This is a genomic window from Variovorax defluvii, assembly GCF_039541515.1.
Lineage (GTDB): Bacteria > Pseudomonadota > Gammaproteobacteria > Burkholderiales > Burkholderiaceae_C > Variovorax > Variovorax defluvii.
In genome coordinates this window covers 59,200-78,200 of record NZ_BAABGJ010000057.1, presented here as the reverse complement: position 1 = coordinate 78,200, position 19,001 = coordinate 59,200, and the positions used below count along the sequence as shown (strand labels likewise).

The window sequence follows — 19,001 nt, the reverse complement described above, 5'->3', positions numbered from 1 at the left end:
GGTTCTGTTTCGTAGAAATGAGGAATAAATAACAGATGACTGCGACCGGTTTCAGAAGTTGTTTCTCCTCGTACCACCGACTAAGAAGAACTCATGCGTTTAGATAGTTACGATGCCGTTGAATTAAGAGGAGGAAAGTATTAATTTTCCGCTACGCAAACCAGGCAATTTGGATCAGAGAAAAAAGTATTAGTTTTCATTGACCAAATTAGGCGGCAATTGATTTACCGGCTTTCTTCCAGCTCGTGGACCCAGGCCATGACCTCGGCCACCGCCACGTACAGCTGCGGCGGAATCTGCCGATCCAGGTCGACCTGCATGAGAAGGCGGATGAGCTGGGGCGAGGCATGCACGTACAAGCCATGCTCGCGCGCCTCGCGCATGATCGACTCGGCCGTCACCCCGTAGCCCTTGGCCACCACGACCGGGGCGCGGGTCTTGTCGAGGTAGGACAAGGCCACCGCGCTGGGACGCTCGTCATCGGTCAAGGCATCCCCCTCTCGCTGACCCGCAGGCCTTCGAGCCCGAGCCCGGCCGCATCGAGGCGCCGCTCCAGCGCCCCGGCCTGTGCGCGCAATCGATCCGCGGTGGCCGCCTGGCCCGCGACCACGTGGGCCTGGACCGCGGCTCCTGCCAGCGTCAGCCGCAACTCGACGGCGCCGAGACGCGGCAGTTCGAGCGAGACCGTGGTGCTCCAGCGGCGCGGCTGCGGCGAGCCACCGTCACCGCCCTCCTGCGGACGGGCCTCGTCCTCCTGGATGGACCAGTCCATCGGCACCTCCGGCCAGGCCTGGCCGCTCCACCGGAACACCGCGGTGGCCAGCAGGTCGAGCTGCTGATGCACCACCGTCGCGGCCTGCGGATGGATCATCTCGCCGGCCGGCGTCGGCACCACCGGCGCGGAAGGCGGAAGGACGGCCGCCGGCTGCCGACCACTTTCGATCTCCACGCGCATGGGGTCCGCTCCGGGGGATGCCGTGGAGGCGACTTCGCCTGCGCGGTAGACCGCACGCACACGTTCCGCATCGGGCGCGGGCACGGCGCCGCCCGCCTCGGCCGGCACCGGCGGAGAAGGGATGGCGGCACCCGCGCCGGACTGCGCGGGGCGCGGTGCGGCGGGCAGCGCGCCGGGAGCGGTCCGTGCCGCGTCGGCGGCATTGGGCAGCAGCGTGTCCGGTGCCGCGAGCACCGGCGCGCCTGCGCGTGCAGCCTGCGATGCGAAGACAGAACCCTGAGCCGCTGGCACAGCCGATGCGCCGGCGGCGGCCGAAGCGGTCGCCGCCGCCGACTGGGCCGGCGCTGACGAGGCAGCCGCATCGCCGCGTGCCGACGGGGATGGAGCCCAACGCGACTGAGGTTCATGCGCCATCTGCGCCAGCGTGCGCGCGCCGGCCGCGAACTGCGCCAGGTGCGATTCATAGAAAAGACCGCTGCGGTCCACTGCCTGCGCCAGGGCGCCCGCCATCGCCGCTGCGCTCGCGGGTTGCCGTGTGGTGGGCCACAGCGGCGCCGCGCCGCGCAGCGGGCCGGCGTCCGGCAGCTCCGCCAGCAGCGCACCGATCAACCGGGCCGCCGGGGACAGCCTGGCCGCCGCCGACGCGGACGGATCGGCAGCCGGTGCCGCGCCGGACAACAAGCCCGGCAGGCGCTGCTCCAGCGTGAGATGGGAAGGCAGCCGGACATCGTTGACGACTTTCTGCACCCCGGCCACCGGTCCGGTCGCCGCATCGGTGCCCACCTGGCCCTGCTGCAGCGCGACCAGTTCCAGCCGCGGCGCGAGCTTCGCGGCCAGCAGTGCGTTGTCGGCCGGGGCCCCCAGCTTGTTCACAGCGAGGCGACACCCCCGGCGGAAGGCCGGCCCAGGCCGTAGGCCCGGTCGAGATCGCTGCGTTTCTGCAGACCGGCCATCGTGGCGACCAGTTGCGAAAGCTGCGGCTCGACCAGCTCGCGCACGGCCCGCTGGTCGGCGCGGATACGCTGCATCAGCTGTCGCGCCTGCGCGACCTGCGCCGGCTCCAGCGTCTCTTGCGGCGAGACGCTGCGCAGCCGCTCGACCAGCGAGGCGCACTGCGCCTCCAGCTCGGGCAGCCGGCCCCATTCCTTCGCACGCGCCAGCGTCACCATCAGCGACAGCGTCGCGGCCAATTGCGCATAGCAATGAAGGATTTCGCTCCTGGCAGCCATGTCCGTTCTCCCTTTCCTGTTCTTGGCGCAGATGTCAATGACCGGCCGCGCCGATCTCGCGCCACGCGGACGCCACGTTGTTCAGAAGGGATTCGGCCTCGTCCAGCGCCTGCGTGTCGTCGTGCAGGTTGGCCTGCAGCAGGCGCCGGATCACGTAGTCGTACAGCGCGGACAGGTTGGCCACCAGCTCCGCACCTGCGGGGCCGGCCGACTTCGCGTCGAGGCTGGCCTTCAGCCCGTCGGCGACGATGCCGACCGCCTTCGAGATCGCGCGGCCCTTGGCCGCGAGGTCGCGCTCGGCGATGTGATGGCGTGCCATCCCGATGGCGGCCACGGCGCCATCGAACAGCATGCAGATGAGCTGGTGCGGCGTGGCGCTCATCGCCTGTGTCTCGACGCCCAGGCGCGCATACGCGCCGGCGCCGGTCCTGTAGTTGTGCGGTGTGTACATCGGCAGCCTTCTTGGGTTGGTGAGTTCTTCGCTTCTTTACTTCTTGCTCGCGGCGTTCATCGCCTCGAACTGCTGCGACAGGTAGGTCATGGTGCTGTTGAGGCTGTTCATCAGCACGTCGAGCTGGGTGAACTGCGCGCGGTAGCGCTCCATCGTGGCGTCGACCCGTTCCTGCACGGCGTTGTACTGGTCGCTCAGGTCTTCCAGCGTGGCATTCACGCCGTTGGTGGCGACGGTCAGCAGGCCGGCGCTGGAGGTCACGTCCGTCACCAGCGCACTCACCTGCTTGCCGTAGCCGCCGGTACCGCCGGCCGCGCTGGAGAACAACTTGCCCACGCCGTCGAGGTTCTTGCCCAGGGCGGCGGTCAGCTTGGCCGAGTCGACCTCCAGCGTGCCCTCCTTCGTGAAGCTCACGCCGATCTCCGACAGCACCTTCATGTCGTTGGGCCCGCCCGCCTGCGTGCCGGTCAGTGTCTGGCGCACCCGCGTCAGCACGTTGCGCAGCGTCTGGTCGCCCATCAGGGCGGCGCCGGTCTTGGTGTCGGCGTCGTAGGCCGTGAGCTTGGAGGCGGTGCTCTGCAGGCCGTTGTATGCGTTGACGAAGGCCGTGATGGCGGCGGAGATCGCGGAGGTGTCGCTGACGAGCTTGAGATGGCTGGTGCCGGTCTTCGCGAGCGTCAGCGTGGTGCCCTGGATGCCCTCCTGCACGGTGTTGCTGGCGCTGACGATGTCGATGCCGTTGACGTTGAGCCTGGCATCCTGGCCGGCCGTGGTCTGCCGCATCGTCTGCGTTCCGGCGGGGTCGTAGGCCAGCAGGTTCTGCAGCGCGGCGTCGCCGGCCACGGAGATCTGCATGCTCGACGATTCACCCGTCTGCGTCGAGGTCAGCACCAGGCGATGGGGCGTGCCGCTGCCGTCGTTCACGATGCTGGCGGTCACGCCGGCATTGGCCTTGTTGATGGCGTTGCGGATGCCTTCGAGCGTATTGGCGCCCTCGCCGATGGTGATCGTCGCGCTCTTGCGCTCGGCATCCACCTGGAAGCCGGCGCCGCTGTACTGGCCGGTGACCGGGTTCAGCGTGCCCCCGGTGATGGCGCCGAACTTGATGGTGATGGTGCCCTTGCCGATCGCCGCCTTGGCATCCACCTGCCCGGCCGAGACCAGCGACTGGGCCTGCGCCAGCTGCGTGACGTCGATGGCGTAGCTGCCGGCCACCGACGTGCCGCTGGTGGCCGCGCTCAGCACGTCGGCGTCGCCGGTGATCGAGGACTTCACCGTCTTGAAGAAGTCCGGGTCGCCGAGCTTGTCCGCGGCGGACTTCAGCGTGTTGAGCGCGCTCTGCACCTGCGAGTACGCCGAGAGCTTCGTGGTGTAGCTGGTCGCCCGCTTCTGGATCGCCACGAGCGGCTGCTTCTCGGACGTCTCCAGTTTCTCGAGCAAGCCGCCCAGGTCCAGGCCGGAGCCGACGCCGATGCTGCTGACTGCCATCGTTGGTCTTCCTTGTTTCCAGTTCTGTTTCGCTTTTCTCTGCGGCCGCCACGTGCGAGGCCGCAGAGAAAAGCGCAGACGCGCGGCCCGAAGGCCCGCGTCTGCGCCGCGCGCACCTGCCTGGCGGCAGATGCAAGGGCGCGTTGGTTGCCGATCAGCGCAGCAGCGAGAGAACGCCCTGCGTGGTCTGGTTGGCCTGCGCCAGGACGGACGTACCGGCCTGCTGCAGGATCTGGGCACGCGTCATGTTCGACACTTCCACCGCGTAGTCGGCGTCCTCGATGCGCGAACGGGCGGCCGACAGGTTGTTGGTCGTGTTGTTCAGGTTGGTGATCGTGGACTCGAAGCGGTTCTGCACCGCACCCAGCTGGCTGCGCAGCTCGTCGACGCCGGCCAGGGCCTCGTCGATGCCGGCCAGCGGGTCCGGGTTGTACTGCTCGCCCAGGGTCACGGTGCCGTCGTTGGCCACGTTCGCCTTGTAGTACACGTCGGCGCCGTTGAGCTCGCCCTTCACCACGTAGCCGCCGGCAGAGCCGTCGGCGTTCGTGACCTTGTGCAGGGTCGGCGAGGCGCCCACCGCGCCGGCCGACAGGCCGGACAGGTCGGCCGTGACGTCCGGCACCGCGACCGGCGGCACTTCGTAGCTGGTGATCGCGTCGGAGATGCCGGTCGTCGGGGCGGCGGCGGTCGCGAAGTCGGCGCTGTCGTAGGTGACCTGGCCGGTCGTGGCGTCGAAGGCCGCGGTGATGACCGTCGTCCCGCCGTCGTTCGACACGAACCAGTCGCCGTTCTGGTCGACGTACATCTCGATCGACGCTGCGGCGTCGGTGTTGACGGCCTTGACGTTGTCGACGTTGACGGTCGCGCCGGTGCCGGTCGAGATTTCCTGGCCGGCGGCCGCCAGCGTGGCGGTCGGCGCGGCGCCCAGCGGGGTCGAGCCGTCGAATGCCAGCGTGCCGGAAGCGCTGTCGTAGGTGGCGGCGTAGAAGGTCGTGCCGCCGTCGTCGGACACGTAGAGCGTGTCGGCATCGGCGTCGTCGACGTACACGGTGTACGAGCTGGCCGCCGCGCTGTCGACGGCCGTCAGGTTCACCGAGGTGGTGGCGCCGGTCGAGCCGGGGGTGACGACGGTCGTCGCCGAAGCGCTCACGGTCGACAGGTCGAGCGACTTCTTCGTGATGTCCAGGTTGCCCAGGCCGAGCGTCTTGGAGGTGATTTCCTTCAGGTTGATGTCGATCGTCTCGCCGTCGTTGGCGCCGACCTGGATGCTGAGCTTGCTGTCCTTGGCCAGGACGTTCACGCCGTTGAACTGGGTCTGGGCCGACACGCGGTCGATTTCGTCCATGCGCTGCTTGATTTCAGCCTGGATCGACTTCAGATCGCTGGCGGAGTTCGTGCCGTTGGCGGCCTGCACCGACAGCTCGCGCACGCGCTGCAGGTTGTTGTTGATTTCGTTCAGCGCGCCTTCCGTCGTCTGGGCGAGCGAGATGCCGTCGTTGGCATTGCGCGCGGCCTGGGTCAGGCCCTTGACGTTGGCGGTGAAGCGGTTGGCGATGGCCTGGCCGGCGGCGTCGTCCTTGGCGCTGTTGATGCGCATGCCCGACGACAAACGCTCGATCGCGTTGTTCAGGGAACTCTGCGACTTGTTCAGGTTGTTCTGAGCGACCAGCGACAGATAGTTGGTGTTGATGACTTGCGCCATTTCAAACTCCTAATGACAAAGGTTGTGGAATCCGGCCCTCCGGCCGCAACGCTGGACCCGATCCCACAGTGAGAGTCAAGCCATCGTTGTTGTAGTTATCGGCGACGGTCCTCAAACCTTTAGGGTTGAAATCTGCGACTTAGTTGGCAATGCGAAGGCCGCGGCGGGCTCAGGCGGGCAGACTCATGATTTCCTGGTAGGCCGTCACCAGGCGGTTGCGCACCTGCAGCCCGGTCTGGAAGGCGACGCCGGCTTTCTGCAGGTCGACCATCACGTCGTTGAGCGCCACTCCCGGCTTGCCCAGCTCGAAGGCCTCGGCCTGGGCGTTGGCGCCGTTCTGCGCGGCGCTGATGCCGTCGAGCGAGCGCTTCAGCTCGGCGGCAAAGCCGCCCCGGGGGCCCGCCGCCTCGGCGACGTGCGGCGCGATGCCGGTCTGGAGCGCGGTCACGCGCATCTGTTGCAGGACGGATTCGATCGCGGCAATGGACATGGAGAGAACCTTTTCTTGCTTTCTTGAACACGGTGGGCGCGCCATAGAGGGGTCGTGGCACTCCCGCGTGTCCTCAGCGTAACCGCGGGCCACCGAAACGGATGCGCCCAACTGACGGGAAAAACCCCGGCTGTTCGGTCAATCGATTTCGCGGCCGCTGCAGAGAATCACCTCGAACAAAAAGCCCCTGCTGCACCTCTCGGCATGACCTTCCTTTCCCGACTTTCCACGCTCCCCATGGCCGGCCAGTCCGCCATGGCCGGAGCACGCGCATGAGCACGACGGCCATCCCGGCAGCGCCCGGCATGCCCGCCGCGCCGGCGCTGCTGGAGCGCCTGCGCGCCCAGCCGAAGCTGCCGCTGATCATCGGCGGCGCCGCCCTGGTGGCGGCTGCCGCGGCCTTCATGCTGTGGAGCCGCGCGCCCGACTACAAGGTGCTCTACACCAACGTGTCGGACCGCGACGGCGGCGCGATCATCGCCTCGCTCACGCAGATGAACGTGCCCTACAAGTTCGCCGAGGGCGGCAGCGCGATCCTGATCGCCGGCGACAAGGTACCGGAAGTGCGCCTCAAGCTCGCCGCCCAGGGCCTGCCCAAGGGCGGCGGCGTGGGCTTCGAGCTGCTGGACAACCAGAAATTCGGCACCAGCCAGTTTGCCGAGCAGGTGAACTACCAGCGCGGCCTGGAGGGCGAGCTGGCCCGCTCCATCGAATCGATCGGCACGGTCGAGTCGGCCCGCGTGCACCTGGCCCTGCCCAAGCCCTCGCTCTTCGTGCGCGAGCAGAAGAAGCCCTCCGCCTCGGTGGTGCTCGCGCTGCACCGCGGCCGCGGCATCGACGAAGGCCAGGTCAGCGCGATCGTGCACATGATCTCCAGCAGCGTGCCGGAGCTCGACCCCAAGAGCGTGACGGTGGTGGACCAGCGCGGCAACCTGCTGTCGGCCGCCAATGCGGGCGCGCGCGGGCTGGACGTGAGCCAGCTCAAGTATGCGCAGGAGATCGAGCAGGGCTACATCCGCCGCATCGAGGCGATCCTGCAGCCCATCCTCGGACAGAGCAATGTGCACGCCCAGGTGGCGGCCGACATCGACTTCTCCGTGGTCGAGCGCACCGAGGAGAAGTTCGCGCCCAACCAGGACCCGCGCAACGCCGCGGTCCGCAGCCAGCAGTCCAGCGAATCGAGCCAGCAGGGCGGCACGCCTGCGGGCGGTGTGCCGGGTGCGCTGTCGAATCAGCCGCCGCCCACGCCCAGCGCGCCGATCGTCGCGCCCCCCGCGAATGCCCCGGCCAATGCGGCCCCGGGCGCCGCCCGGGCGCAGGGCGCCGCCACCACGGCCTCGACCGCCGCTGCCGCCCCGGCCGGCCCCAGCAGCCTGCGCAAGGACGTCACCACCAACTACGAACTCGACCGCTCGATCCGCCACGTGCAGCAGGCGGCCGGCGGCATCAGGCGCCTGTCGGTGGCGGTGGTGGTCAACCACCTGGCCGGCCCCGACGGCAAGCCGCGCGCGCTGACGCCGGCCGAGCTGGAGCAGGTGCGCAACCTGGCCAAGGAGGCCATGGGCTTCAGCCAGGAGCGCGGCGACTCGCTCAACGTGGTCAACAGTGCCTTCGCCCGCGACGGCCAGGAGGACACGAAGGCCGAGCTGCCCTTCTGGAAGGACCGCGACAACATCGAACTCGCCAAGAGCGCCGGCCTGTACCTGCTGCTCGCCCTGCTGGCCCTGTTCGCCTGGTTCGCGGTGCTGCGGCCGCTGCTGCGCAAGCACCTCGCCCCGCCGCCGGCCTCGGCAGCGCCCGAGCCTGCCGTCGCGCCCATCGACCCGGACGACGAGGCCGCGGTCGCCGAACAAAGCGCCCGCGAGCGCGAGGCCGAGCGCCGCAAGGCCGACCTCGATTACGCCCAGCAGGTGGCCGAACAGGACCCGCGCCTGGTCGCTTCCCTGATCAAGCAATGGATGAACCCGTCATGAGCCAAGCCCTCTCGATGAGCCAGGCCGAAGCCGGCACCCGCAAGGCCGCCATCCTCCTGATGGCCCTGGGCGAGGACCGGGCCGCCGCCGCGCTGCACCATCTGCCCACCACCGAGGTGCAGTCCCTGGGCGCCGCCATGGCCAAGCTGGCCCAGGTGTCGAAGGAGGAGCTGGCTTCGGTGCTGGGCGAGTTCCGGATGGAGACCGAACAGCTCTCGGCCCTGCACCTGGGTTCGGGCGGCTACATCCGCGCCGTGCTGCGCAAGGCGCTGGGCGACGACCGTGCCAGCAACCTGCTGGAGGACATCCTGCAGCCCGAGGAGCCGCACGGCGGCATCGAAAGGCTCAACGACCTGGAAGCCGGCGAGGTGGTGGAACTGATCCGCGACGAGCATCCGCAGATCCTCGCCACGCTGGTGATCCACCTGGACCGCAAGAAGGCCTCGGAAGTGCTGGAGAAGCTGCCGGCGCGGCTGCGCCACGACGTGATCATGCGAGTGGCCACCTTCGGCGGCGTGCAGCCCGCGGCCCTGGCCGAGCTGACCGACGTGCTCACCGAGATGCTGTCGGGCGAAGGCCTCAAGCGCAGCCGCCTGGGCGGCGTGCGCACCGCGGCCGAGATCGTCAACCTGATGACCACCGCCCAGGAGGAAGAGGCGATCGCCCACGTGCGCGAGCACGACGAGAGCCTGGCGCAGCGCATCGTCGAGGAGATGTTCGTCTTCGAGAACCTGCTGGACCTGGAAGACCGCTACGTCCAGCGCCTGCTCAAGGACGTGGAATCCGAGTCGCTCATCATCGCGCTCAAGGGCACCACCCAGGAACTGCGCGACAAGTTCCTCAAGAACATGTCGCAGCGCGCCGCCGAGACCCTGCGCGAGGACATCGAGCTGCGCGGCCCCGTGCGCGTCTCGCAGGTCGAGGCCGAGCAGAAGGCCATCCTGCAGGTGGTGCGCCGCCTGGCGGATGCCGGCGAGGTGACGATCTCCGCTCCGGGCACCGATGACTTCGTCTAAGCCAGCCACCCCCGCCGCCGCCGGCTCGCGCGCGCGGCTCGCCACGGCCTACGCGAACACGCGCCCGGCCACCCGGACCGCGCCGCCGCCGAGGCCCACCCTGTCCGCCTGGCAGCGATGGGAGATGGGCGTGCTGGAAGGCGACGCCCCTGCGCCGGAGACGGTGCACGCCCCGGTCGTTCCGCGCGTGGGCGCCGAGGCCCTGGCGCGCGACAACGAGCTGTCGAGGCTGCGCCTGGCCGCCCGCACCGAGGGGCGCGCCGAAGGGCACCGCGAGGGACTGGCCCGGGGCCATGCCGAAGGCCACGCCGAGGGCCTGGCCGCCGGCCTCGCCGCGGCGAGCGTGCATGCCGAACAACTGCGCGCACTGGCCGCCAGCCTGCCTGCCGCGCTGCGCCATGCCGAAAGCGAACTGGCCGACGCCATCCTCACGCTGGCGATGGACATCGCGCGCCAGGTGGTGCACCGCACGCTGCGCGCCGAGCCCGAATGGGTGCTGCCGCTGGTGCAGGACCTGCTGCATGCCGAACCGGCCCTGCAGGGCGAGCCTCGCCTGCTCCTCCATCCCGACGATGTGGCCCTGGTGAAGAACAGCCTGGGCAACGAGCTTCAGTCCGCCGGCTGGCAGGTCCGCCCGGACGACACGCTGGCGCGCGGCGGCTGCCGCGTGCAGTCCGCCAGCGGCGAGATGGATGCCAGCCTGGAAACGCGCTGGAAGGCCGTCACCGCAGCCCTGAGCCGCGACGCCGACGCAGCGGGCCCGTGATGACCACGGCGCCTCCGTCCAATCCCCATCTCGAAGCCTGGCTCGCCAGGTTGGCGCAGGCACGCGCCGATGTCGCGCGCACCGGCCCGACGGTCGTCCAGTCCGGCCGCCTGACCCGCGCCGTCGGCCTGGTGCTGGAAGCCGTCGGCCTGCAGCTGCCCGTGGGCAGCGACTGCCTGGTCGAGCTGCCGCCCGGCTACCCGCAGCGCCACGCGGAGGCCGAGGTGGTGGGCTTCGCCGGCGACCGCCTGTTCCTGATGCCGCAGAGCGAAGTCTCGGGCCTGCTGCCCGGCGCCCGCGTGTTCGCCCGCCCGGGCTCGGCCGCGGCCGGCGCAGAGGCCCACGGCAAGCGACTGCCGGTGGGCGAAGGCATGCTCGGCCGCGTGGTCGATGCCGTCGGCCGCCCGCTCGACGGACTGGGACCGCTGGACATCGCCCGCAAGGTGCCGCTGTCGGCCCCGCCCATCAACCCGCTCACCCGCGCGCCCATCGACGCCGTGCTCGACACCGGCGTGCGCGCCATCAACGCGATGCTCACCGTCGGCCGAGGGCAGCGCATGGGCCTGTTCGCCGGCTCCGGCGTCGGCAAGAGCGTGCTGCTCGGCATGATGGCCCGCTACACCAGCGCCGAGGTGATCGTGGTCGGCCTGATCGGCGAGCGCGGCCGCGAGGTGAAGGACTTCATCGAGAACACCCTGGGCGAGGAAGGCCTGGCGCGCGCCGTCGTGGTGGCCGCCCCCGCCGACAACTCGCCCCTGCTGCGCCTGCAGGGCGCGGCCTATGCCACCTGCCTGGCCGAGTACTTCCGCGACCAGGGCAAGGACGTGCTGCTGATCATGGACTCGCTCACCCGCTACGCGATGGCGCAGCGCGAGATCGCGCTGGCCGTGGGCGAGCCGCCCGCCACCAAGGGCTATCCGCCCTCGGTCTTCGCCAGGCTGCCGGCCCTGGTCGAGCGCGCGGGCAACGGCGCGCGCGACGCGCAGGGCCGCGGCGGCTCGATCACCGCCTTCTACACCGTGCTCTCCGAGGGCGACGACCAGCAGGACCCGATCGCCGACTCGGCCCGCGCCATCCTCGACGGGCACGTGGTGCTGTCGCGCTCGCTGGCCGAGGCCGGCCACTACCCGGCCATCGACATCGAGGCTTCGATCAGCCGCGCCATGACCGCGCTGATCCCGGCCTCCCAGTTCGACACCGTGCGGCGCTTCAAGCAGATGCTGTCGCGCTACCAGCGCAACCGCGACCTGATCAGCGTCGGCGCCTATGCCGCCGGCCACGACCTGCAGCTGGACCAGGCCATCGCCCTCTATCCCAAGATGGAGGCCTTCCTGCAGCAGTCGATGGACGAGCGCACCGACTATGCGGCCTCCGTCGCGCGCATGGCCGGGCTTTTCGAGTGACGTCCCAAAGAAGGAGTGAACCATGCCCCGGAAGCTTCCCCTCGACACCCTGCAGGAGCTGGCCCGCAACCGCAAGGAAGAGGCCGCCCGCCGCCTCGGCGCCCTTCAGACCGCGCAGATCGGCGCGGACCAGAAGCTGGACCTCCTGCTGCAGTATCGGCAGGACTACGCTCAGCAGTTGCAAGCCCTGATGGCCGACGGCCTGCCGGCCTCGCAGTGGCGCAACTTCAACAGCTTCCTGAGCACGCTGGACGGCGCCATCGAGCAGCAGCGTGCCATCGCGCGGCAGGCCGCGCAGCGCCTGGACCGCGGCCGCGGGGACTGGCAGTTCCAGGCGCGGCGCCTCAACTCCTTCGACACCCTGGCCGAGCGCATCCGCCGCCAGGAGGCCCTGATCCAGGCCAAGCGCGAGCAGCGAGAAAGCGACGAGCGCGCCACCCGCCGCTTCTTCGATCGCGCGGCCCAACCGAACTTCTGAAAGCCTCCTGCGAGGACAACGCGATGCCCACCTTCATTCCTTCCGCCCTCACCCCGGCCGCCCCGCAACCCACCGTGCAGAACGGCGCGCTCCCCGGTGCGCGCGGCCGCGCCGACGGCGATGACGACGCACGCGGCTTCGGCGCCGTGCTGGAGCGCTCGCGCGCCGGTGCGCGCCGGTCGCAGGACCGTGCCGAGGCGGGCGAGGCCCAGGCACCTGCCGCACCACAGAAGCCCGGCCGCGGCGCGGCGCGCAAGGAAGAGCCCGGCAGCGAGCTGCTGACCATCGCCCTGTTCGCGCCCCAGATCCAGGCCCATGCGGCGAGAGCGCAAGCCTCGGCCGCCGCGGCTGCCGGCAGGGTCGGCACCACCGCCGGATCGACCGCAGCAGCCCTGCCGGGCACGCCGGATGCGGCGCTCGCCAGCGCGCCCGCTCCGGTCGACGCCCCAAGCGCCAATGGGGCCGCCGAAGCACTGGCGACGGCCACCGAGGCCGCCGCCGCCGATGCCAAGACCCTGCAGGCAGACGCCGGCACGGCCGCCGCGCCATCCGCCGAGGTATCGGCCGCGCCGACAGACCCGGTCGCGTCCTTGCCGCTCGCGCCGTCCGCCATCGAGAAGGCCGATGCAGCCGCGCCGCAGGGGGCGTCCGCTCCCGCTGTGCCGCCGGCGGGCACTCAGCCCTCGGCCCGCGGCCAGGCGGCCACCCGCAGCGCCGCCGCGGGCGCGGCCGACAGCGCGGCGCCGACCCCCTCCTCGCCCGCGCTGGCCGAAGGCGCCGCGGCGCAAGGCTCCTCCTTCGCGCTGCCGGTCCCGGCGGCCGCACAACAGGCCGACACGCAGACCGGCACCCAGGCCGCCGCGCTGCCCACCGTGCCCGCGCCAGGCAGCGCCATGCAGCCCGCGCTGGACCGCGCACCACCGCCAACGGCCGGCACCGCCGCCCCTGCCCTCGCCCCGCCCGTCGGCAGCTCCGAATGGGCTCCGGCGCTGGGCCACCAGATGCTGCGGATGCGCGCGGGTGGCCAGCAGGTGGCGGAACTCAGCCTCAACCCGGCCGGCCTGGGTCCCCTCAAGATCACGCTCGGCATGGGCGACAGCCAGGTGCAGGCCATGTTCGTGTCGGCCCACGAGTCGGTGCGCAAGGCGGTCGAGGCCGCACTGCCCCAGCTGCGCAGCACCCTGGCCGAACAGGGCATCAGCCTGGGCCAGACCTCGGTCGGCGCGGAGTCGCGCCCCTGGGCCGGCATGGGCGGCTTCGCGCAGCAGCAGGAGCAGCGCCAGCCCTCGCCGGGCCCGGCGAGCGCCCGGCCCGGCGCGGCCCGTGGCGATACGGTCGCGGCACCCATGCCCGCACGGACCACCTCCTCCCGCATCGGCACAGTGGACACCTTCGCCTGAAGAGAAGTGCCGAGCATCCGCCGAGGAATTGCATCGGCGCAACGCGCGATCTGAGGCCCTTTCCCCCCCTTGATCGGGCCTTCGCCCCGCGCCTGCCCGCTGAAAAATAACAACCGTACCAACGCTGAACCATGGCCACCTCCACCGTTACCCCCGCCGCGAATGCTTCGCCGCGCTCTTCGAAGCTGCTGATCGCCCTGCTGTGCGTCACCAGCCTGGCCGCGATCGCGGGCGGCAGCTTCGCGCTGAGCCGCAGCAGCCTGTTCGCCAATGACGCCGCGGCGTCGCCGGCCCCGAAAGCGGCGCCCGCGGCCAAGCCCATCTTCGTGACCCTCGAGCCGCTGACCGTGAACGTGCAGTCGGAGGGCCGCAGCCGCTTCCTGCACATCGGCATGTCGCTCAAGGTCAGCGACGAGCAGGCCAAGGCGCAACTGGTCGAATTTATGCCGGAACTGCGCGGCCGGCTGCTGCTGCTGCTGTCGAACCGCCAGCCCGACACCCTGCTGTCCACCGAGGACAAGGCCAAGCTGGCCGAGGAAATTCGTGCCGAGCTGAACCGGCCGCTGTCGGCCAACGCCGCGCCGCAGGCCATCGCCAGCGTCTCCTTCAACACCTTCGTGGTGCAGTGAGCGGAGCCGGCTGACACATGGCCTACGAACAGGTGCTCTCGCAGGACGAGGTCGATGCCCTGCTGTCCGGCGTCACCGGGGGCGAGGTCGACCAGCGCAGCGCCCCCGTGCCCCCGGCCGACGGCCTGCCGGTGTACGACCTCGGCGCGCCCGACCGGGTGGTGCGCGGGCGCATGCACACGCTGGAGGTCATCAACGACCGCTTCGCGCGCCACCTGCGCAGCGCGTTGCTGAACTTCATGCGCCGCAGTCCCGACATCTCGGTGGAGGCGATCCGCATCCAGCAGTACGGCGAGTTCGTGCGCCACCTGCCGGTCCCCACCAACATCAACATGCTGCACATGAAGCCGCTGCGCGGCACGGCGCTGTTCGTGTTCGACCCGAAGCTGGTCTTCCTGGTGGTGGACAACCTGTTCGGCAGCGACGGCCGCTACCACGTGCGCGTGGAAGGCCGCGACTTCACGCGCACCGAGCAGCGCATCATCAAGCGCCTGCTCGCCATCAGCCTGCAGTGCTACGGCGACGCCTGGCAGCCGGTGTTTCCGCTGGCCTTCGACTTCATCCGCGCCGAGATGCACGGCAAGCTCGCCAACATCGTCGCGCCCAACGAAGTCGTGATCACCACCACGCTGCAGATCGAGTTCGGCCCGGTGGGCGGCTTCCTGCACGTGTGCATCCCCTACTCGATGATCGAGCCGATCCGCGACCTGCTGTCCAACCCGGTGCAGGACGAGATCGAGATCGACAAGCGCTGGGTCAAGCAGATGTCGCAGCAGATGCAGAGCGCCGACGTCGAGCTCAGCGCCGACTTCGTCACCATTCCCACCACCATCGGCGAGCTGATGCGCCTTTCGGTCGGCGACGTGCTGCCGATCGAGCTGCCCGAGACCGTGATCGCGCGCGTCGACGGCGTGCCGGTGATGGAGTGCGGCTACGGCGTCTCCAACGAGCGCTACGCGCTGCGCGTGCAACAGATGATCTCCCACCAAGACAGCGAATCGAAGAGCGACCATGACTGACAACACTTCCACCGGCGGCGACATGGACGACTGGGCTGCCGCGCTGGCCGAGCAGACCGCTGCCGCCGCGCCCGCCCCCGCAGCACGCCCGCAGGCCGCCGCGCCGGCCGCCTCGCCGGCCGGCGCCCAGGTCTTCCAGCCGCTGCAGGGCGCGCCCGGCGGCAGCAGCACCTCGGTGGAGATCGAGCGCATCCTCGACGTCCCGGTGCAGCTCATGGCCGAGATCGGCCGCACCCGCATCACCATCAAGAACCTGCTGCAGCTGTCGCAGGGCTCGGTGGTCGAGCTCGACGCCCTGGCCGGCCAGCCGCTGGACGTGCTGATCAACGGCTACCTGATCGCGCAGGGCGAGGTGGTGGTGGTGAACGAGAAGTACGGCATCCGCCTCACCGACATCGTCACGCCCTCCGAGCGCATGCAGAAGCTCAGCCGTTCATGAAGCTGTCGCGCGTCCCCACGGCTGCCGTCGCATTCCTGATGGCGCTGGCCGTCATGGTCACCTGCGCGCACGCGGCCCTGCCGACGGTGCCCGCGCCCGAGCCGGCCGCGCCGGCCGTCGGCGCCGGCGGCCTGCTGCAGGCGGGCCTGGGCATGGTGCTGGTGCTCGGCCTGATCTTTCTGTGCGCCTGGCTGGCGCGGCGCTTCGGCCTGCCGCGGCTGGGCAGCAGCCCGCTGCTGAAGGTGCTCGGCAGCGCGATGGTGGGCCAGCGCGAACGCGTGGTGGTGGTCGAAGTCGGCCAGACCTGGCTGGTGCTGGGCGTCACCGCGAGCCAGGTCAACGCGCTGCACACCCTGCCTGCCCAAGCCCTGCCCGAAGCCGCCGCCCCGCCCTCCGCGGGCATCGGCGGCGCCAGGGCCGCCGAGCTGTTCGCCCAGAAGCTGCGCGAATCCCTCGGCATCCAGCCGAAGCCGGGCGCCTGATGCGACACAAGGCTTCTCGGTTCCTGCGCGGTGCAGGACTCGCGGCACTCGCGCTCGGCCTGCCGGCCTTCGCCCTGGCGCAGGGCCTGCCGGGCCTGACCAGCACGCCCGGCCCCGGCGGCAGCCAGACCTGGTCGCTCAGCGTGCAGACGCTGGTGCTGCTGACCTCGCTCACCTTCCTGCCGGCGCTGCTGCTGTCCATGACCAGCTTCACGCGCATCCTGATCGTGCTGGGCCTGCTGCGCACCGCGCTGGGCACGCAGTCCGCGCCCCCGAACCAGATCCTGGTCGGCCTGTCCCTCTTCCTCACCTTCTTCGTGATGGCGCCGGTCTTCGACAAGGCCTACGACGAGGCGTACAAGCCCCTGTCGGAAAACAAGATCAGCGCCGAGCGCGCGCTCGAACTCGGCGTGGCGCCCTTCAAGACCTTCATGCTCCGGCAGACGCGCGAGAACGACCTCGCCCTCTTCGCGAAGCTGGCCAAGGCGCCCGCCATGGAAGGGCCGGAGGACGTGCCGCTGCGCATCCTGCTGCCCTCCTTCGTCATCAGCGAACTCAAGACGGCCTTCCAGATCGGCTTCACCATCTTCATCCCCTTCCTGATCATCGACCTGGTGGTCGCCAGCGTGCTGATGTCCATGGGGATGATGATGGTGCCGCCTGCTTCCATTGCGCTGCCCTTCAAGCTGATGCTTTTCGTCATGGCCGACGGCTGGCAACTGCTGATCGGCGCGCTCGCCCAAAGTTTCTTCACGTAGGAATCGCGTCATGACACCCGAATCCGTCATGTCCATCGGCAGCCAGGCCATCCACGTCTCGCTGCTGCTCGGCGCGCCGCTGCTGCTGGTGGCACTGGTGGTGGGCCTGGTGATCAGCATCTTCCAGGCCGCCACGCAGATCAACGAGGCCACGCTGTCCTTCATTCCCAAGCTGCTGGCCGTGTTCGCCGTGCTGGTGATCGCCGGGCCCTGGATGCTGGGCCAGATGCTGGACTACATCCGCACCCTCTTCTCCAGCATTCCTCTTCTGGTCGCGTAGCCTGTGGGCGCGAGCGTCTTTTCCGTCACCTCGGCGGAGCTGAACGCCTGGGTGGTGGCCTTCCTCTGGCCCTTCGTGCGCATGCTGGCGCTGATCGGCACCGCGCCCATCTTCGGCGAGCCCACCGTGCCGCGCCGCGTCAAGGTGGCGCTGGCCGCGCTGCTCGCGGTCGCGCTGGCCCCGACGCTGCCGCCGCTGCCGCAGGTGCCGGTGATCTCGATCGGCGGCGTGTGGATCATGGTGCAGCAAGTGCTGATCGGCGCCGCCATGGGTTTCGCCATGCGCATGGTCTTCGCCGCCGTGCTGGCGGCGGGCGAGTACGTGGGCCTGCAGATGGGCCTGTCCTTCGCCTCCTTCTTCGACCCCATGAGCGGCGGTGCCACGATGGTGGTGGCGCGCCTGCTGCACATGCTGGCGATGCTGATCTTCCTCGCGGTGGACGGGCACCTGCTGCTGGTCACGGCGCTGGCCCAGAGCTTCCAGACCGTGCCCATCGCCGACACGCCGCTGGCGGCACAGGGCTGGCTGCTGCTGGTGCACGGCGGCGCACAGATCTTCGCCACCGGCTTCATGCTGGCGCTGCCGCTGATCACCGCGCTGCTCACGCTCAACCTCGCGATGGGCATCCTCAACCGCGCCTCGCCGCAGTTCAGCATCTTCGCGGTGGGCTTCCCGCTCACCCTGCTGGCAGGGATCGCCATGCTGCAGTTGCTGATGCCGCAGCTGGGGGCCTTTCTCGGGCCGCGCTTCGCGGGCGGGTTGGCGTCGCTGGTGGAGATGACGCAGGCGCTGCGGCGCTGATTCGGAGCTGCCGATCTGCCTCGTCGTCGCCGACGTCAGTCGACGTGTGGGCTTTGCTTTCCCCAAAGCCTGGCGAGTGAACATCTTTCCTGTCTGGTGCGAAGCACTCGCGGCCACCGCTCAGACGCCGCAGGCCGAAACCGGCGAAGAGGAACCGGCACTGGTGGCTGCACATCAACGCAAGAAGCGCGGACGCAAGCGGCTCCATTGCTTAAATCGCCCCGGTTTTTGTGGAGGCTCAACATTCTGAGAGGATTGAGCCTCCTCAAAACCCGGGGCAATTCAGCAGGCAGCACGATCGAACCGTCCCGGGCGCTCTTGGTCTTGATGGGTTGCTCCTAGCTAGATCTCGCTGTTGACCAGAAGACAGGTCTGCTTAGACTTTTTCACAAGACTGATTGGCTTGTGCGTATTGCCACCATCAAGTGATATCTCGACCAGCAAGTCTTGATTCTCGAAAGACTGCAATTCTTTGATCAGTTGACGGATAGTCTTGCCTCTAGCAACCCAGGGCGGCTGGACATTCGATTCCTTCTCCATGTCAATCTCCAATACGGTTCAAATTGATGTCAAAAGTCCCAGCTCTCGTTTCTTTGCTGCCCAAGTTCTTGACTGAATCAGCCATCTTCCACGCGCCGCCGTTGTGTCCATCCAGGTCTCTCGTAATGAAGTCCTTGCCTCGCCTGAACACCGCTTGTCCATCGTGCACCGTCTCGTTGATCCGAACGAACCCCAGTGCTTCGGCCGCCGCTTGGGCCTGCTTGGTCGTCTTGTAGACAGGTTCTGCGATAGCCCGCGCTCCCTGTGCAACCCCAATCAATTTAACACCCGCGCTCGCAAGCAGCCCTCCGCCTTCTCCCGCCGCTGGATTGAGTCCCTCGATGGTCTTGAGCGCCATGTCTGCCAGCGATTCGTTCTGGAACGCCGCTACCGAAGCGTTCCACGCGCTCTTGACGGCTCCTCCGAGACCTTGCGCCAACGCGACGGCTTCGCGGGCGATCAAGCCGGAAGGGTCAATCCGGTTCGGCCAACTGGGCGGCGCTGAGCTTGACGATGCCGCGCACGTAGTTGGCCTCGATGCTGGAGGCGCGCAGCAGTTCGACCATCAGGGTGGCCTGGTCGTGGGCGGTGGCCTGGTTGTCGAGAACCGCACCCAGGGCGCCCTTCTGGATGCCGAAGGTGGGGTAGTACTCGACGTTGTTGCGGACGTACTGGTAGATGAGGTCCGGGTGGTTGCGCAGA

Annotated in this window: 23 protein-coding genes; 13 read left to right on the top strand and 10 right to left on the bottom strand. The window is 69.3% G+C overall.

Features of this window, described 5'->3' with window-relative positions; all coding sequences use genetic code 11:
• Positions 1 to 224: 224 nt before the first annotated feature.
• The 7 genes from ABEA07_RS17605 to fliE form a co-directional block, all read right to left on the bottom strand.
• Complete coding sequence (locus tag ABEA07_RS17605; protein WP_345539460.1) at positions 225 to 488, bottom strand: EscU/YscU/HrcU family type III secretion system export apparatus switch protein; 264 nt, start codon at positions 486 to 488, stop codon at positions 225 to 227.
• The gene (fliK, locus tag ABEA07_RS17600) at positions 485 to 1,828 is read right to left on the bottom strand and encodes a flagellar hook-length control protein FliK (RefSeq protein ID WP_345539459.1); all 1,344 of its coding nucleotides are present in this window, start codon (positions 1,826 to 1,828) and stop codon (positions 485 to 487) included. Before fliK ends, ABEA07_RS17605 begins: the two co-directional genes overlap by 4 nt.
• Positions 1,825 to 2,184 carry a flagellar protein FliT gene (locus ABEA07_RS17595; RefSeq protein ID WP_345539458.1) on the bottom strand — a complete coding sequence of 120 codons (360 nt, stop codon included), beginning with the start codon at positions 2,182 to 2,184 and terminating at the stop codon, positions 1,825 to 1,827. The genes fliK and ABEA07_RS17595 overlap by 4 nt, the downstream gene beginning before the upstream one ends.
• A 34-nt stretch (positions 2,185 to 2,218) precedes the next feature.
• A complete protein-coding gene (gene fliS, locus ABEA07_RS17590) occupies positions 2,219 to 2,635 on the bottom strand; it encodes a flagellar export chaperone FliS (RefSeq protein WP_345539457.1) in 417 nt (138 codons plus the stop codon).
• Between the two features lie 36 nt (positions 2,636 to 2,671).
• Positions 2,672 to 4,123, bottom strand: coding sequence for a flagellar filament capping protein FliD (gene fliD, locus ABEA07_RS17585; RefSeq protein WP_345539455.1), 1,452 nt, complete (start codon positions 4,121 to 4,123; stop codon positions 2,672 to 2,674).
• A gap of 154 nt (positions 4,124 to 4,277) precedes the next feature.
• A complete protein-coding gene (locus ABEA07_RS17580; protein ID WP_345539454.1) occupies positions 4,278 to 5,825 on the bottom strand; it encodes a flagellin N-terminal helical domain-containing protein in 1,548 nt (515 codons plus the stop codon).
• Positions 5,826 to 5,994: 169 nt separating this feature from the next.
• Positions 5,995 to 6,315 carry a flagellar hook-basal body complex protein FliE gene (gene fliE / locus ABEA07_RS17575; protein ID WP_345539453.1) on the bottom strand — a complete coding sequence of 107 codons (321 nt, stop codon included), beginning with the start codon at positions 6,313 to 6,315 and terminating at the stop codon, positions 5,995 to 5,997.
• Between the two features lie 272 nt (positions 6,316 to 6,587).
• Between fliE and fliF the strand changes: the two genes are divergently transcribed.
• The 13 genes from fliF (at position 6,588) to fliR (ending at position 17,759) form a co-directional block, all read left to right on the top strand.
• Positions 6,588 to 8,288 (top strand): flagellar basal-body MS-ring/collar protein FliF, encoded by a 1,701-nt coding sequence (gene fliF / locus ABEA07_RS17570; protein WP_345539452.1) that lies wholly within the window; start codon positions 6,588 to 6,590, stop codon positions 8,286 to 8,288.
• Entirely contained in the window at positions 8,285 to 9,304 is a 1,020-nt protein-coding gene (gene fliG, locus ABEA07_RS17565; protein WP_345539451.1) for a flagellar motor switch protein FliG, read from the top strand. Before fliF ends, fliG begins: the two co-directional genes overlap by 4 nt.
• Positions 9,291 to 10,070, top strand: coding sequence for a flagellar assembly protein FliH (gene fliH, locus ABEA07_RS17560; protein ID WP_345539450.1), 780 nt, complete (start codon positions 9,291 to 9,293; stop codon positions 10,068 to 10,070). Before fliG ends, fliH begins: the two co-directional genes overlap by 14 nt.
• The gene (fliI, locus tag ABEA07_RS17555) at positions 10,070 to 11,473 is read left to right on the top strand and encodes a flagellar protein export ATPase FliI (protein WP_345539448.1); all 1,404 of its coding nucleotides are present in this window, start codon (positions 10,070 to 10,072) and stop codon (positions 11,471 to 11,473) included. Before fliH ends, fliI begins: the two co-directional genes overlap by 1 nt.
• A gap of 22 nt (positions 11,474 to 11,495) precedes the next feature.
• Positions 11,496 to 11,951, top strand: a complete 456-nt coding sequence (gene fliJ / locus ABEA07_RS17550; protein WP_345539447.1) for a flagellar export protein FliJ — start codon at positions 11,496 to 11,498, stop codon at positions 11,949 to 11,951.
• Between the two features lie 23 nt (positions 11,952 to 11,974).
• Entirely contained in the window at positions 11,975 to 13,351 is a 1,377-nt protein-coding gene (locus ABEA07_RS17545; RefSeq protein ID WP_345539446.1) for a flagellar hook-length control protein FliK, read from the top strand.
• Between the two features lie 131 nt (positions 13,352 to 13,482).
• Positions 13,483 to 13,980 carry a flagellar basal body-associated protein FliL gene (gene fliL, locus ABEA07_RS17540; protein WP_345539445.1) on the top strand — a complete coding sequence of 166 codons (498 nt, stop codon included), beginning with the start codon at positions 13,483 to 13,485 and terminating at the stop codon, positions 13,978 to 13,980.
• A 17-nt stretch (positions 13,981 to 13,997) separates the two neighbouring features.
• On the top strand, positions 13,998 to 14,999 hold the full coding sequence (fliM, locus tag ABEA07_RS17535; protein WP_345539444.1) for a flagellar motor switch protein FliM: 1,002 nt from the start codon (positions 13,998 to 14,000) through the stop codon (positions 14,997 to 14,999).
• Entirely contained in the window at positions 14,992 to 15,438 is a 447-nt protein-coding gene (gene fliN / locus ABEA07_RS17530) for a flagellar motor switch protein FliN (RefSeq protein WP_345539442.1), read from the top strand. The genes fliM and fliN overlap by 8 nt, the downstream gene beginning before the upstream one ends.
• Complete coding sequence (gene fliO / locus ABEA07_RS17525; protein WP_345539440.1) at positions 15,435 to 15,920, top strand: flagellar biosynthetic protein FliO; 486 nt, start codon at positions 15,435 to 15,437, stop codon at positions 15,918 to 15,920. Before fliN ends, fliO begins: the two co-directional genes overlap by 4 nt.
• A complete protein-coding gene (fliP, locus tag ABEA07_RS17520) occupies positions 15,920 to 16,678 on the top strand; it encodes a flagellar type III secretion system pore protein FliP (protein ID WP_345539438.1) in 759 nt (252 codons plus the stop codon). Before fliO ends, fliP begins: the two co-directional genes overlap by 1 nt.
• A gap of 10 nt (positions 16,679 to 16,688) precedes the next feature.
• On the top strand, positions 16,689 to 16,958 hold the full coding sequence (gene fliQ / locus ABEA07_RS17515; RefSeq protein WP_345539436.1) for a flagellar biosynthesis protein FliQ: 270 nt from the start codon (positions 16,689 to 16,691) through the stop codon (positions 16,956 to 16,958).
• 3 nt (positions 16,959 to 16,961) lie between these two features.
• Entirely contained in the window at positions 16,962 to 17,759 is a 798-nt protein-coding gene (fliR, locus tag ABEA07_RS17510; RefSeq protein ID WP_345539435.1) for a flagellar biosynthetic protein FliR, read from the top strand.
• Positions 17,760 to 18,101: 342 nt separating this feature from the next.
• Here fliR and ABEA07_RS17505 read toward each other — a convergent pair whose 3' ends face one another.
• From ABEA07_RS17505 to ABEA07_RS17495, 3 genes are all read right to left on the bottom strand, one after another.
• Positions 18,102 to 18,299, bottom strand: a complete 198-nt coding sequence (locus ABEA07_RS17505) for a hypothetical protein (protein ID WP_345539434.1) — start codon at positions 18,297 to 18,299, stop codon at positions 18,102 to 18,104.
• A 1-nt stretch (position 18,300) separates the two neighbouring features.
• Positions 18,301 to 18,762: a toxin C-terminal domain-containing protein gene (locus tag ABEA07_RS17500; RefSeq protein ID WP_345539433.1), complete on the bottom strand. Its 462-nt coding sequence runs from the start codon at positions 18,760 to 18,762 to the stop codon at positions 18,301 to 18,303.
• 10 nt (positions 18,763 to 18,772) lie between these two features.
• The coding region (locus ABEA07_RS17495; RefSeq protein WP_345539432.1) for a transglutaminase domain-containing protein at positions 18,773 to 19,001 on the bottom strand (229 nt) is incomplete at its 5' end.